The sequence below is a fragment of the Neorhizobium galegae bv. orientalis str. HAMBI 540 genome (genome assembly GCF_000731315.1).
Classification (GTDB): Bacteria; Pseudomonadota; Alphaproteobacteria; order Rhizobiales; family Rhizobiaceae; genus Neorhizobium; species Neorhizobium galegae.
Map to the genome: position 1 here is coordinate 1,650,451 of NZ_HG938354.1, position 13,974 is coordinate 1,664,424.

11 protein-coding genes are annotated in these 13,974 nt (G+C 61.6%); 5 read left to right on the forward strand and 6 right to left on the reverse strand.

Annotated features, from left to right (window positions below; translation table 11 throughout):
- The first annotated feature begins 10 nt into the window (after positions 1–10).
- The 3 genes from RG540_RS30350 to RG540_RS30360 all read left to right on the forward strand — a co-directional run bounded on the left by RG540_RS30350 (position 11) and on the right by RG540_RS30360 (position 4,800).
- Positions 11–1,291 (forward strand): ABC transporter substrate-binding protein, encoded by a 1,281-nt coding sequence (locus tag RG540_RS30350; RefSeq protein WP_041366093.1) that lies wholly within the window; start codon positions 11–13, stop codon positions 1,289–1,291.
- A 62-nt stretch (positions 1,292–1,353) separates the two neighbouring features.
- Entirely contained in the window at positions 1,354–3,213 is a 1,860-nt protein-coding gene (locus RG540_RS30355) for a DUF2264 domain-containing protein (RefSeq protein WP_041366624.1), read from the forward strand.
- Positions 3,214–3,363: 150 nt separating this feature from the next.
- Positions 3,364–4,800: a DUF6880 family protein gene (locus tag RG540_RS30360; RefSeq protein WP_041366094.1), complete on the forward strand. Its 1,437-nt coding sequence runs from the start codon at positions 3,364–3,366 to the stop codon at positions 4,798–4,800.
- On the opposite strand, the gene RG540_RS30365 is transcribed toward RG540_RS30360, so the two are convergent.
- The 3 genes from RG540_RS30365 to RG540_RS30375 form a co-directional block, all read right to left on the reverse strand.
- Entirely contained in the window at positions 4,797–5,420 is a 624-nt protein-coding gene (locus RG540_RS30365) for an RBBP9/YdeN family alpha/beta hydrolase (RefSeq protein ID WP_046599188.1), read from the reverse strand. The two genes, RG540_RS30360 and RG540_RS30365, sit on opposite strands and share 4 nt — an antisense overlap.
- 41 nt (positions 5,421–5,461) lie before the next feature.
- Positions 5,462–6,685, reverse strand: coding sequence for an acyl-CoA dehydrogenase family protein (locus tag RG540_RS30370; protein ID WP_041366095.1), 1,224 nt, complete (start codon positions 6,683–6,685; stop codon positions 5,462–5,464).
- 68 nt (positions 6,686–6,753) lie between these two features.
- Positions 6,754–8,370 carry an ABC transporter substrate-binding protein gene (locus RG540_RS30375; RefSeq protein ID WP_041366096.1) on the reverse strand — a complete coding sequence of 539 codons (1,617 nt, stop codon included), beginning with the start codon at positions 8,368–8,370 and terminating at the stop codon, positions 6,754–6,756.
- Between the two features lie 469 nt (positions 8,371–8,839).
- On the opposite strand from RG540_RS30375, the gene RG540_RS30380 reads away from it, so the two are divergent.
- Both RG540_RS30380 and RG540_RS30385 read left to right on the forward strand, forming a co-directional pair.
- Positions 8,840–9,940 carry an LLM class flavin-dependent oxidoreductase gene (locus tag RG540_RS30380; RefSeq protein WP_041366097.1) on the forward strand — a complete coding sequence of 367 codons (1,101 nt, stop codon included), beginning with the start codon at positions 8,840–8,842 and terminating at the stop codon, positions 9,938–9,940.
- Positions 9,937–10,890 carry an amidohydrolase family protein gene (locus RG540_RS30385; protein WP_041366098.1) on the forward strand — a complete coding sequence of 318 codons (954 nt, stop codon included), beginning with the start codon at positions 9,937–9,939 and terminating at the stop codon, positions 10,888–10,890. Before RG540_RS30380 ends, RG540_RS30385 begins: the two co-directional genes overlap by 4 nt.
- Before the next feature lie 82 nt (positions 10,891–10,972).
- On the opposite strand, the gene RG540_RS30390 is transcribed toward RG540_RS30385, so the two are convergent.
- From RG540_RS30390 to RG540_RS30400, 3 genes are read right to left on the reverse strand one after another with little or no spacing between them, the layout of a single operon-like run.
- Positions 10,973–12,034, reverse strand: a complete 1,062-nt coding sequence (locus RG540_RS30390; protein WP_041366099.1) for an aldo/keto reductase — start codon at positions 12,032–12,034, stop codon at positions 10,973–10,975.
- Positions 12,035–12,052: 18 nt separating this feature from the next.
- Positions 12,053–12,997, reverse strand: coding sequence for an ABC transporter ATP-binding protein (locus RG540_RS30395; RefSeq protein ID WP_041366100.1), 945 nt, complete (start codon positions 12,995–12,997; stop codon positions 12,053–12,055).
- Positions 12,975–13,973 carry an ABC transporter ATP-binding protein gene (locus RG540_RS30400; protein ID WP_041366101.1) on the reverse strand — a complete coding sequence of 333 codons (999 nt, stop codon included), beginning with the start codon at positions 13,971–13,973 and terminating at the stop codon, positions 12,975–12,977. Before RG540_RS30400 ends, RG540_RS30395 begins: the two co-directional genes overlap by 23 nt.
- Position 13,974: the final 1 nt, after the last annotated feature.

Here is a 13,974-nt window from a genome sequence, read left to right on the forward strand (position 1 = left end):
GAGAACGGAAATGTATTTGGGGAAATTCGGGAGATCGGTGAGGTTCGCGATGGCGGGTCTCGCCATGGCAACGTCGGTCGCAGGATCGGCATACGCCCAGTCGGGCAATTCCGTGACGCTCAAATGGGCGCTGTGGGATTGGGACAAGGTGGCTTATTACAAGCCGCTCATAGAGGCATACCAGGCCAAACATCCGAACGTTAAGTTCGAGTCCGTGGACCTCGGTTCGCAGGACTACCAGCAGATGATCGCCACGCAGCTCGCGGGCGGCTCCAAGGATATCGACATCGTCACCGTCAAGGACGTTCCGAACTACACGAACCTCGTTCGTGCCGGCTCGATCTCGGACCTCTCGGGCTTCATGACGGAACAGAAGATCGACCCCGCGTCGTTCGGCGGCCTCGTCGACGAACTCAAGATCGACGGCAAGATCTACGCCCTGCCGTTCCGCTCGGATTTCTGGGTCGTCTATTACAACAAGGACATTTTCGACAAAGCCGGGGTTACCTACCCGACCAACGACATGACCTGGGCGCAGTTCGACCAGATCGCCACAAAGCTCGCTGGCGGCATGGGCGCGAACAAGACCTACGGCGCCCTCTTCCACACATGGCGCTCAACGGTTCAGCTTCCGGGTATCCTTGACGGCAAAAAGACGCTCGCGGGGCCGGATTACGCTTTCCTGAAGCCATGGTATGAGCGTGCGCTTGCCCTGCAGAAGGCCGGCGTCGTTCCGTCCTATGCGTCGCTGAAGACCTCCAACACCCACTACTCGGCGCTGTTCTTCAACAGCACGATCGGCATGCTGCCGATGGGTACCTGGTTCGTCGGCACCCAGATCGCCAAGGTCGCCTCCGGCGAGTCGAAGAGCAAGAACTGGGGGATCGTGAAGTTCCCGCATCCGGATGGCGTTGCAGCAGGCACGACCGCGGCGCAGATTTCCGGTCTCGCGGTCAACACCAACTCCGCTCACAAGGCTGAGGTACTCGACTTCATCAAGTTCGTCACTGGCCCGGAAGGTGCGGCCATCATCGCCGGCACCGGCACGATCCCGACCGTCCGTACGCCGGAAGTCACCGCCAAGATCGCATCCCTGCCCGGCTTCCCCCAGGATCAGGCGAGCAAGGACGCACTGCAGTCCGGCAAGTCCTTCTTGGAGATGGCCGTCAATCCGAATGCCGCGAAGATCGAGGTTGTTCTCAACCGCGCGCATGACTCGATCATGACCGACAACATCTCCATCGACGACGGCCTGAAGGAAATGACCGACGGCGTGAAGGCGATCAAGTAACAGCCCGACCCGCGGAGGCCAGTCCTCCGCGGGTCTCTCTTTCGATAAAAAATGGTTTGCCCGTGATCTACGACCCAGTCCGAGCCAATCCCCTTTGCGGGAACCCTCTTCTTTCCCGAGACGATCTCGGCAGAGCGGTGCTGGATCTGTTCAGACCGCTTCTCCCCTATTTTTCGCAAGGCGGCGCGCGGGTCCGCCTGAGCGCGACCGGGGTGCATTTCGACCGTGCCGCGGCCGACCTTGAAGGTTTTGCCCGACCGCTGTGGGGGATCGTACCGCTCGCAGCCGGAGGCCATGATTTCCCGCATTGGGACCTCTACCGCCGCGGGCTTACAAACGGCACCGATCCCTCTCATCCGGAATATTGGGGCGACATTTCCGATCGCGACCAGCGTCAGGTGGAACTGGCGGCAGTGGGTTTTGCGCTTGCCATGGTTCCCGAACACATCTGGGATCCGCTTGGCGAAGCAGAGAAGAAAACCGTCGCAGCCTATCTCCTGTCGGCCCGCGACAAGGAATTTATCGACAACAACTGGAAATTCTTCCGGGTTCTTATCGATCTCGGCCTGACACGCGTCGGCATAGGCTTCGACCGATCCATGACGAAGAAGTATCTCGACGAGACGGAAGCCTTTCGGCTGGGCGAAGGCTGGTATCGCGACGGGCCGGTCAAGCGCGTCGACCACTATATCCCCTTCGCCCTGCATTTTTATGCACTAATCTATTCGGTGCTCGCGAAGGCCGACACCCCGCGCGGCGATGCCTATCGCGAGCGTGCCCGTATATTTGCGCAGGATATCCGCCACTGGTTCGGCCCGGATGGTGCCGCGCTCGCCTTCGGGCGCAGCCAGACATACCGGTTTGCCGCCGGCGGCTTCTGGGGCGCATTGGCGTTTGCAGGCGTCGAGGCCCTGCCATGGGCCGAGATCAAAGGCTACTACATGCGCCATATCCGCTGGTGGTCGAAGCTTCCGATCGCCGACCGGGACGGGGTGCTGTCGATCGGCTACGGTTATCCCAATCTCCTGATGAGCGAGAGCTACAATTCGGCCGGCTCGCCCTATTGGGCGCTGAAATTCTTTCTGCCCCTGGCTCTGCCCGCCGACCATCCGTTCTGGCTGGCAGAGGAAGCGCCCGCACCCTCCTTTGCGGACCCGGTTCCGCTCAAGGAACCCGGCATGGTTGCCATGCATACGCCCGGCAACGTCGTCGTCCTCGCCTCCGGGCAGCAGCACGACAGGATGCGCGGCGCCCACGAGAAATACTCGAAGTTCGCCTATTCCACTCGCTACGCCTTCAACATCGAGGCCAACGACCGGCATTTCGCGGCGGCAAGTTTTGACGGCATGCTGGGCCTCTCCGACGACGGCGTGCATTTCCGCATGCGCGAGACGCTCGAGCAGGCGCTGATCGCCGGTGACAGGCTCTACTCCCGCTGGAAACCCTGGAGCGATGTCACAGTGGAGACATGGCTGGTGCCAGCCAACCCCTGGCATATCCGTATCCACCGCATTGTCACGCCCCGTGCTCTGCAAACGACGGAGGGGGGCTTTGCCATCGAACAGGCGGATTTCCAGGCGGATATCGCCAGCCGAGGCGAAGGTTTCGCCGTTTGGCACGGCCGAACCGACACCAGCGCAATCGTCGACATCTCGCCTGCCTTCAGGCGGGACGGCCATGCCATGAGCCCGATCGCCAATACCAATCTCATTCACGCCAAGACGCTTCTTCCCCAGCTCCGTGGACAGGTCGAGCCAGGGACGACGCTGCTTGCCGCAGCGGTCATCGCGCTCCCCAATGCCGAGATGGACCCGACCTTTCTGCAGTCTGTCCCAGTTTGCCCGGATGTGGCGGAACTGGAACGACTGTTCCGTGCGGAAGGAGACGTGGTCCCCGCCTTCAACCTCGCCGGCGCCAAGTGACCGGGTAAGCCACGGTGCTGTGATCCCTGCTTCTGAGCTAAACAGCCGTATGCCTTTTCTCAGGTGTCTAAAAATCTGTCGGCCACGCCAAGCCATCTTGCGCCAATCGACCGCGAGGCTAGTGTTGGGTACAAACGACAGTGGAATTCGATGGCAGCCAAGACCACACTCAACGCGAAGAACCTGGAAGCACTCGGCGCGCCGCGCCTGGCCGAATTGCTCATCGAGATCAGCACCGGCAGCGCGGCAAACAAACGACGGCTTCGCATGGAGCTTGCCGGCAACCACAGCAGCGCCGAGGTCGCCCGCGAAGTGCGCAAGCGGCTCGCAAGCATCGGCCGTTCCCGAACCTTCATAAACTGGCGCAAGGTGAAGGGGCTCAAGACGGACCTAGAAACGCAGCGGAAGACGATCGTCGATGTCGTTGCCCGCGACGATCCGAAGGAGGCCTTGGAGCTTATCTGGCAATTCCTGGCGCTTGCCGATCCGGTGTTTGAGAGATCCGACGACGGCAGCGGCTCGATCATCGAGAGCTTTCACGACGCGTGCGCGGATGCCGGCGCGATCGCGAAGTCTTCAGGCGTCGAGAAGGACGCCCTTGCCGACAAGATCTTCGCAGCAGTGCTCAACAACGGCTATGGCCAGTATGACCCGCTGATTGCCGTTACGGCGCCTGCGCTCGGCAGAGACGGTCTTGAACGACTCAAGGTCCTGTTGGGGCAGTGGTCGAAGGAGCCTGAGGACAAGATCGCCGAGAGTGATCGCCGCGTCATCGGCTGGAGCAGCAATGGGCCGATCTACGAAGACCAGGTCTACGGAAATCATCAGGAACTGCTGGTACGTATCGCCTTGCAGGAAATCGCCGATGCCCAGGGCGACGTCGATGCGTATATCGCCCAGCAGCCGGAAAAGACCCGCAGGTCGCCCTTGGTGGCAACGGACATCGCCCGCCGGCTGCTTTCCGCGGGACGAGCCGCCGAAGCGCTCGAAACGCTGGACGCCATCGATGAACGAGGCCATGCCGACACTCCGGTCGAATGGCAGCTTGCCCGCACCGAGGTGCTCGAAGCCCTGGGACGCGCGGACGAAGCCCAGACGGATCGATGGAAGTGGTTCGAGCAGTCTCTGAACGACGCACACCTGCGCGCGTTTATCCGCCGGCTGCCGGACTTCGACGACATGGAGGCCGAGGAAAAGGCGTTCGCTTATGCGCAGGCTTTTCCGGAGTTCCATCGAGCCCTTACTTTTTTCCTGCGCTGGCCAGCGGTTGGCGAGGCAGCCAGGCTCGTGTTGAAGCGCAAGACGGAACTCGATGGCGATCTCTATGAGCTGATGACGGCGGCAGCGGACGCCCTGGCGCAGAAACACCCGCTTGCAGCAACGATCGTCCTGCGCTCGATGATCGACTTCACGCTCGATAAAGCGCGGTCGAGCCGCAATCGCTATGCGGCGCAGCATCTTGCGACATGTGCATCGCTTGCCCCGCATGTCGACGATTTCGGCAGCGTCGAAACCCACGGCGCATATGTCGCGGGACTGAAGGGCCGGCACGGTAAAAAGCACGGTTTCTGGAGTTTGATAACCTAAGTCACCGGGAGGCGGCCGCCATCAGCGGCGTTGACCGTCGTCCAATCGGTATGCGCCGCGCTGGTTCCCTTTGAGGGGGTCCCTGATTTTCCTCCTTTCAACCTGTTGAAAAAGGAATAACCCTCGGGCCAGCGGCCGAAACCGCTTGCTATGTTGATATGTCCCGCAAACCCGATCGTTGCCAGATCGCTGCCCCAGCCACGGACATGGCGTTCGAGATCCGGCATGCTCATATAGGGATCGTTCAGACTGCCTATGACGAGGCTTGGAAAGGGAAGCCGGGCGAGTGGTTCATGCCCGAACTCGATCATGCAGGGATGAAGCCGCAAAGTCACCTCCAGGGAGCACGGCGCGACGAGCAAGGCACCGCGTATCTTGTCCGCATTGCCGCGCCCGGCATAGCTCGCCGCCAGCAGGCATCCGAGGCTATGCGCAACGAGGAAGGCGCCTTCCACCACCGAAAGCGCCCTATCCAGCTCCGCCTGCCAATCCTCGATGACGGGACAGTTCCAATCCTCCTGCTCGACAGTCGACGCACTGGAGTGCTCCGTTGCCCAATGGCGCTGCCAGTGTCCTTCGGGCGAGCCGTTGAGACCGGGCAAGATCAGGGTCGGGAACATGCGAACCTCCAGGACTTATTGCAACCGCGCCGAAGTCAATTTCAGAACACCCTTCCTTCCTTGAGATGCGTCGTCGTACCGTTGAGCAGATAGTCTCCGACCACCCTCGACTTATGCAGCAGCGGATTGTGGTTGAGGACGGTGCGGATATTGCGCCAGTGGCGGTCGAAATTGTTGTTGCGGGATGTCGCCGAGCCGCCACCGAGTTCGAACATGCGCTCGGCGCTGCGGGGGCCGAGCTGGCCGAGCACGAGCTGCGTGCGTGCCGTTGCCAGCGCGCTTGCGACCAGAGCGTCCTCGATCCCTGCTTCGTCGCCTTTGCCGAAGGCAGCCACGGTCCGATCGAGAGCCACGGCGGCGGCCGCGACGGCCGTATCGATCGCGAAGGAGTTGGCGGCTATCTCGCCGATCACCTGCTGTACGAACGGATCCTGGTTTGCTGTTTCCGCCACGCTGTGTGCCGCCGAACGCGCCTGCCGGCGCACATAGGCAAGCCCGTCCGTCAGCACGTTGCGAACCGCTCCAGCCGCACTTGCTGCCAGATGCAATTGACGCAGCGTCGAACAATGCCGGCCGACAAGATTGTCGAGGCCCCGCATCGCGAACTCGTGCGGGAATACCTCGACATTTTCCAGAAGAACGCCGCCACTCGCCGTCAGGCGCTGGCCCATGCCGTCCCAGTCGTCGAGGATCTTGATACCCCCGCGATCGACCGGCAAGAGAACACCGACCGTCTGCCCTTCTTCATCCAAAGCGCTGAAGGAGGCGAAATCTGCAAAGGCTGTCCCCGTCGCATACCATTTGCGGCCATTGAGGCGATAAGTGTCGCCTTGGCGCACGATCGTCGTCGTCACCTGCCCCGGTCGTGCGGTTCCCTGCTCCGTATGGGCACCGCCGAACAGTTTTCCAGCGAGGATCAGCTCGACCGCACCGGCATCCCGCTCCCGTGGTTCGCTGAGAATGACGTTCTCGACATAGTTGAAATGCGAGCGCAGAGCATGCGCCACGTTGGAATCCGCAGCACCGATCGCCGCGATCATTTCGATATAGTCGGCGATAGACCCACCCGGCCCCCCGAGTGCGGCCGGGATGCGCAACGTGCCGAGGCCCAGTTCGCGAAACAGCCTGAAGGCTTCGAAGGGCAATTCGCGGTCGAGATCACGCTGCGCGGCGCCCCTGGCGATTTCGGCGGCGAAAGCGGGGATGCGTGCGAGAAGCTCCTCGCGCGTCGGGCTTCTGGTGGTCTGCAATTTGGCGATGTTCAAGCGATTGTCTCCGAAAACGCAGAAAAAAGGCAGGGGCCGGGACGAAGCCCGGCCGCCTCGATGATCGATTATCCCTCGAAATAGATGTCGGCGCCGTTGCTCCAGAGATCCTCGACACCGATCTTGAGGTTCTTCACCCGCTTGTCGTAGACGGTGATCACCGAAGGCGTGACGATGTCGAGTGTCGGCAGATCCTGCACGACGAGCTTCTGGAAATCGCTGAAGAGTTGCAGCCGCTTCTTCGGATCGACCTCGACGGCGGCCGTCTCGAGCAGGCGGTCGACCTCGGGGTTGAAATATTTCGAGCCGTTGGTGAAGGGCACGCCGGGCTTGAAATTCTTCGACCAGTAGAGCCGCTGGACACCGACCGTCGGATCGTAAAGGTTGCTCATACCTTCGATGGCGATGTCGAAATCGCGATCGGTGAAGACCCGCTTCACGAAGGTCGCGAAGTCCTGGCTGCGAAGCTCGACCTTGATGCCGACCTTGCCGAGCGCCTGGGCGAAATATTCAGCCGTCTGCTTGGGAGGACCAGATGGCTGGGTTGGATCGATGAAGAGCTTGAAGCGGAACCCGTCGGCGCCGCGCTTATAACCGGCTTCATCCAGGAGCTGGTTCGCCTTTGCCGGATTGAACTCGTATTTCGGCAGATCGGGATTGTAGAATTTCGCGAGGTCCGGGCTCACCGGCCCGTCGAGCCGCGTCGCGTAACCGAGATAGACCGTGTTGACGATGAAATCCTTGTCCACCGCATGGGCGATGGCGTGACGCACTTTGATGTCGGCGAGATATTTGTTTTCCAGGTTGAACTCGGCGCGGGCAATGCTCGGCGAATAGGCAGCCGGCGTGGTGTCGACGACCAGGTTTGGATTGGCCTTCAGGCGGTCGATATCCGTCAGCGGCAGATTGGCGGTCGAGACTTGCACTTCACCGGTTTCGATCGCCGCCACAGCAGCGGCCGGATCGATGATGAAGCGGAAGATGATCTGGTCGAGATAAGGCTTCGGCGAGCCCCAATAATCTTCGTTGCGAACGAAGAGCGCGTGGCTGCCGCGCACCCACTCGACGAATTTGTAGGGTCCCGTGCCAACCGGCGCAACATTGTGCGGGTTTTCGGCTACCTTCGTGCCTTCGTAGAGATGCTTGGGCACGATCGGCGCTTCGAAGCTGGCGAAGGCGCTCAGGAGATAGGGCGCCGGCTTCGAAAGAAGGAGCTCGACTTCATGGGAGTTGAGCACGTTGGCTTTCTGGACAGAGGCGAAGGTCGCCCGACCGCGCGGATGGTTTTCCTTCAGCGCCAGAATGGAGAAGGCCACGTCCTCGGCGGTGAAATCCTTGCCGTCGTGCCACCGCACACCCTGCCTAAGCTTGAACCAGTAGCGCAGGCCATCCTCGCTGACTTTCCATTCGGTTGCCAGAAGCGGCTGCGGATTGAAACTGCGGTCATAGGTCAAGAGGCTCTCGGTCGCCTTGCCGCTGATGTAATAGGCGGCACCGGCGCTATGGGCGATGAGCACCAGAACCGGAGGCTCGGTGCCGATATTGATCGAAACGCTGCCGCCGCGTGGCGTCTCGTCCTGTGCCTGGGACATATGCGGAACGGCGGCCGCGGCCGCGAGCGCCACAGTGGAAAGCAGGAAGGCGCGGCGTGTCGGCGTCAGCGCACGAGCATTTTTGATTGTCATGAAATATCCCCCAAAGCAGCCATTCATCGAGACAAACGACCTGGATTTCGTCCAACACCCGATCGAGCGTGGTTGCTTTGAGAATATAAAATCTACTAACTTTATCGAGATACTCGATTTCTAAAGCGACAAGTATGAATGAAAAAAGGCGGAGGTTTTCCTCGCCTTTTGGAGAATTTTTCGCGCGAGCCCGACAAAACACCAGCCCTCGCCGCAAATTTATCCTCAGCACGAATGCCGCCCCTCCAAACAGGGACGGACGTTCCGGCATGAACGAGCCTGATGCCCGACACACGAAGGAAATCCCACGGAACGCCCGTCGATTGGAAATCCTTCCCAAGATAGCTTCGCAAAACGCAATCGACAAAGTCTATCAACGAAATAGACTAAAGCGAGCCGACCAAGCCGCTCGAACTCTGGTTCAGCCGCTGCTTGGTCACCAAACTGGATCGCGTTCAGGAGCTTATTGATGCAACCCGAATTCATCGGCCATACGTCCAACCGGGAAGGGTCCGACATCGTCCCCGCCTCCGGCCCGGTCATCGACAAGGCCTATATCCGCAACCACGTTCAGGCTGCGGAAGCCGCCGGCATCGACCGGCTGCTGATTGGCCAGTTCGCGCAATGGCCGGACAACAACCAGATCGCGTCCTACGTCTTCAGTCAGACGGAACGCATCGGCGCGCTCCTTGCCCACCGACCCGGCCTGATGGCGCCGACGCTCGGCGCCCGCCAACTCGCCACCCTCGACCAGTTTTCCGAAGGCCGTGTCTGGGTCCATATCATCACCGGCGGATCGGATGCCGACCAGGCCCGCGACGGCGATTTCGAGGACCACGATACCCGTTACGCCCGCACCGACGAATATCTGACTGTGCTGAAGAAGGTCTGGGAAAGCGACCAGCCCTTCGACCACGAAGGCCGCTTCTATAAGTTCAAGGGCGCCTTCAGCCAGGTGAAGCCATACCAGAAGCCGCGCATCCCGATCTCCTTCGGCGGTTCCTCCGATGCCGCGATTGCGGTCGCCGGCAAGCATGCCGATATCTACGCTCTCTGGGGCGAACCGCTGGACGGCGCGCGCGAGACGATCGCCAAGGTGCGTGCCGCAGCCGTTGCCAACGGCCGCATGGCGAGCGACATCCGCTTCACGCTCGCCTTGCGGACCGTTGTTGCCGAGACGGAGGACGCGGCCTGGGAAAAAGCCGCCGATATCCTGCAAAAGGTGAAATCGCAAGTCGCCCGCGTGGCCGGCGGCAATGGTGAAAAGCTGCCCTCGAATGTCGGTTCGGTGCGTCTGCGCGAAGCCGCCAAACGCGGCAAGGTGCTCGACAAGCGGCTTTGGACCGAGGTTGCAGAAGCAAGCGGCGCCGGCGGCAATTCCACCGCACTGGTCGGGACGCCCGAACAGGTGGCCGATGCGATCCTCGATTATTACGACGCCGGCGTCTCGAACTTTCTCGTGCGCGGCTTCTATCCGACAGAAGACACCGTCACTTACGGGCGCGATGTGGTGCCGCTCGTGAAAGCCGCGATTGCCGAACGCGAAGCCAGGAAGGTAGCTGCAGAATGACCACGCCGCTCGATATCGTCGATATTCATACGCATCTCTGGCCGCCGGCCTGGGGACCTGGCGGCCAATATGCCAAACCTACCAGCGGCTTTACTCCCGATCTCTATCGCAAGATCACCACGCCGCAGGCGCTGGTGGATGAGTTTCAAGTGGCTGGAGTATCGCTCGCGATTGTCACTGCAACGATCGAGAGCCTGTTCGGTGCCGAGGGCCCCGTCGATCCTGCCGCAGTTCGCGAGGCAAATAACTGGCTCGCCACCGTATCCCACTACGACCGGACGCTCGCCGGCTTTGCCGTCACCGATGCGTTCAGCGGCGAAGAGGGTGCGCGCGAGGCCGAACGCGCAATCGGCGAACTCGGCCTGTCGGGCCTGGTGATCGATTCCTCGCGCGACGGCAAATTCCTGGCCGATCCGTCCGTCAGGCCCACCCTCGAAGTTGCCGCACGCTACAAGGTGCCCGTCTTCGTACACCCGGTCGCCCATCCAAATTCGCAGGTGCTGATTGCAGGCGCCGGTACGCTCGGCAATTCCCTTGGCCGCGGCCTGATGAATGGCGTCGCCTTCCTGTCGGTCATTCAATCGTCGCTGCTCGATGACCTGCCGGACCTTCACCTGATCTTCGCCACCCTCGGCCTTGGCGCGATCGTTCAGGCGGCGCGCGGCGGCATTTATGGTCGTGCGGAAAGAGCGGCAGGCAAGCGCCCGAACATCTATTTCGACACGATGGGGCACGACCCGGCCATCATCCGCACGCTGACCGGTTTCTTTGGCGCAGAAAGAGTGCTGGCGGGCACGGACTGGCCGATCCTGGCGGCACTCGACAGAAAGAGCCTGGTCGCCAGCCTCGCCGAGGCAGGTCTGAGCGAGGCGGAAGCACGTCTCGTGGCCGGCGGCAATGCCAGGCGCCTGCTCGGGTTTCGAGAGGCGCAAGCCCAAGCGGCCGAATAGACCTTGGCCGACGACAAAGCCCCGGACCGAAATCCGGGGCTTTTTTAAAGAATTCCATCTGCCAGCTGGGCTCAGTTCCCGATCATGCAACGCGCTGGGGACGGGCGAGCGGAACGACTTCGCCGGATGCGGCGGCCAAGCGGGGTACGCGACCTTCGACCGGATGACCCGGATCCGTGAAGCCCGGGGTGGACGGATGGCCGGTCGCGACCAGCCGGTCGACAAGCGCTTCATCCTCCGCATCGAGCTTCACGTCGAGCGCGCGGATATAGGCGTCCCACTGCTCCTCGGTGCGTGGGCCGGCGATCGCCGAGGTGATCAGCTTGTTGTTGAGCACCCAGGCCAATGCGAAATCGGCAGGAGAAATGCCCTTGGCCTGCGCATGCGCCGCGATCTGCTTGGCGATGCCGATCGATTCCTCCCGGAACTCGACGTCATGCATGCGTTTGTCGCCGCGGCCTGCACGGGTATCGGCGGCCGGGGCTTCTCCGACATTATATTTGCCGGTGAGAACACCGCGCGCCAGCGGGCTGTAGGAAACGACCCCAAGACCATATGCGGCAGCCGCCGGCAATTGCTCGGCTTCAGCGGTCCGGTTGACGATGTTGTAGAGCGGCTGGCTGGCGATCGGCCGGTCGATGCCGAGCTGGTCGGCAAGATGCGCGACCTCCGCGATACGCCAGCCGCGGAAGTTCGACACGCCGAAATAGCGCAGCTTGCCGGCTTTGATCAGATCGGCGATCGCCCGAACCGGCTCGTCCAGGGGTGCGTCGAAGACGGCACGGTGAAAGTAGAGGATGTCGATATAGTCGGTATCGAGATTGCGCAGCGAATTCTCGACCGTCTGGTAGACCCACTTGCGGGAATAACCGCCGAGGTTCGGACCCTTGTTGTGGGAGTTGACGAACTTGGTCGCCACCACCCAGCTGTCGCGGTTCTTCTTGATGCCGCGCCCGACCACCTGCTCCGACTTGCCGTCATGATAGACGTCGGCGGTATCGATGAAGTTGATACCCTGTTCATGCGCCTTGTCGATGATGCGGAAAGCGACGTCGTCCGGCGTCTGATTGCCGAACATCATGGCTCCCAGCGTCAGCGGCGATACCTTCAGGGCACTGCGCCCCAGATAGCGATAGTCAACCATTCAAAAACTCCCTTATTGTCAGTTGATGCGGTCCGCGAAATGACACGCGACCTGATGGCCGGGCGCGATGGCGCGGAATTCGGGTTCGTCGGCGCGACAGAGATCTGTCGCGAGCGGGCAACGGGTGTGGAACCGACAGCCCAAAGGAATGTCGCTGGGGCTTGGCAGGTCGCCGCCGAGAGGGGCCGCCTGGCGTGGCCGCGATGGATCCGGCACTGCCTCCATCAGCGCCCGCGTATAGGGATGCCGGGGATCAGACCAGAGTGTCGCGTTATCGGCGCTCTCCACGATCCGCCCGAGATACATGACCATAACCCGATCCGCGAAATAGCGCACCACCGAAAGGTCATGGCTGATGAAGAGATAGGAAAGGCCGAATTCTTTCTTCATCTCGACGAGCAGGTTGAGGATCTGCGCCTGGATGGAGAGATCGAGCGCCGAGACCGGTTCGTCGCAGACGATCAGTTCGGGATTGAGCAACAGCGCCCGGGCGATGCCGATGCGCTGACGCTGGCCGCCGGAAAATTCATGAGGATAACGATTGATGGATTCCGCGGGCAACCCGACCTTGGCAACGATATTGGCGATGATCTGCCGCCGTTCGGCGCGATCCCCGACCCTGTGGACGACAAGCGGCGCTTCGAGGATTTCACCGATGGTCTGGCGCGGATTGAGAGAGGCATACGGATCCTGGAAAATCATCTGGATCGATCTGCGAACCCGCTGCAGGCTTCGCTGGTCGAGCACGGTGATATCCTCGCCCTTGAACTCGATGCGGCCTGCCGTCGGGTCGACCAGTCTGAGCACCGTCTTGCCGAGCGTGGACTTGCCGCAACCGCTCTCGCCGACGAGCCCGACAGTTTCGCCGCGCTCGACGACAAGATCGATACCGTCGACGGCGCGCAACAGGCCGTCCCGGCTCTTGTAATGGGTCTTGAGGTCAGAGACTGAAAGCAGCGGCATGGGGCACGGCCTTGATGGATGTCGTAAAAGGGCAGGCAACCAGCCGATCTGCGGCCGGAACGATCAGCTGGGGCACGTGATGGCCGCAGCTGGCGCGCGCCTGATTGCATCGTGGCCGGAACGGACAGCCCGCTTCGCCGACCGCTGAGACGATCGAGCCGGGAATTTCGGTGAGCGCACCGTCGCGATAATGAAAATCGTGCTTCAATCGAGGCGAGGCGGCGAGCAGGCCGCGCGTATAGGGATGCAGCGGATCGTTGAAAAGATCGCCCGGCAGCGCCTGCTCCACCTTGCGACCGGCATACATGACGACCACCTTGTCGGCCCATTGCGCTACCACGCCGAGGTCGTGGGTGATCAGCACGACGGCCATCCGCAGCTCTCGCCTCAACGTGTCGAGCAGGTCGAGAACCTGGGCCTGGATGGTCACGTCGAGCGCCGTGGTCGGTTCGTCGGCGATCAGGAGTTTCGGTTTGCAGGCAACCGCGATCGCGATCATCACACGCTGGCGCATGCCGCCGGAGAGTTGGTGCGGATAATCGTCGACACGCTTTTCGGGCGCCGGAATGCGCACCAGCCTCAAGAGCTCGATCGCCCGTGCGCGCGCCGCCTTGCCCGACAGTTTTTCGTGCACCTTCAGCACCTCGCCGATCTGCCGGCCGATGGTCATGACCGGATTGAGGCTGGTCATAGGCTCCTGGAAGATCATGGCGATCTCACGGCCACGCAGATGCCGCATCTGGCGTGCATCGAGCTTGGTGAGGTCGCGCCCGCCGAACGTAATGCGGCCATTGGCGATCTTTGCGGCGCGTGGAAGAAGCTGCATCAGCGCCAATGCCGTCAGCGATTTGCCAGAGCCGGATTCGCCGACGATCGCCAGCGTCTCCCCCTGTTCGATTTCGAATGACAGATTGCGGACCGGTTCTGCACGGGGAAAGCGGATGGTCAGATTGTCGACTTGAAGCAGTGGGGCCATG

Excerpts from the sequence above, each read along its gene's own strand:
- RG540_RS30400 (WP_041366101.1), bottom strand. The coding sequence starts at position 13,973 with ATGGCCCCACTGCTTCAAGTCGACAATCTGACCATCCGCTTTCCCCGT.
- RG540_RS30395 (WP_041366100.1), bottom strand. The coding sequence starts at position 12,997 with ATGCCGCTGCTTTCAGTCTCTGACCTCAAGACCCATTACAAGAGCCGG.
- RG540_RS30360 (WP_041366094.1), top strand. The coding sequence starts at position 3,364 with ATGGCAGCCAAGACCACACTCAACGCGAAGAACCTGGAAGCACTCGGC.
- RG540_RS30365 (WP_046599188.1), bottom strand. The coding sequence starts at position 5,420 with ATGTTCCCGACCCTGATCTTGCCCGGTCTCAACGGCTCGCCCGAAGGA.
- RG540_RS30390 (WP_041366099.1), bottom strand. The coding sequence starts at position 12,034 with ATGGTTGACTATCGCTATCTGGGGCGCAGTGCCCTGAAGGTATCGCCG.
- RG540_RS30380 (WP_041366097.1), top strand. The coding sequence starts at position 8,840 with ATGCAACCCGAATTCATCGGCCATACGTCCAACCGGGAAGGGTCCGAC.
- RG540_RS30350 (WP_041366093.1), top strand. The coding sequence starts at position 11 with ATGTATTTGGGGAAATTCGGGAGATCGGTGAGGTTCGCGATGGCGGGT.
- RG540_RS30375 (WP_041366096.1), bottom strand. The coding sequence starts at position 8,370 with ATGACAATCAAAAATGCTCGTGCGCTGACGCCGACACGCCGCGCCTTC.
- RG540_RS30385 (WP_041366098.1), top strand. The coding sequence starts at position 9,937 with ATGACCACGCCGCTCGATATCGTCGATATTCATACGCATCTCTGGCCG.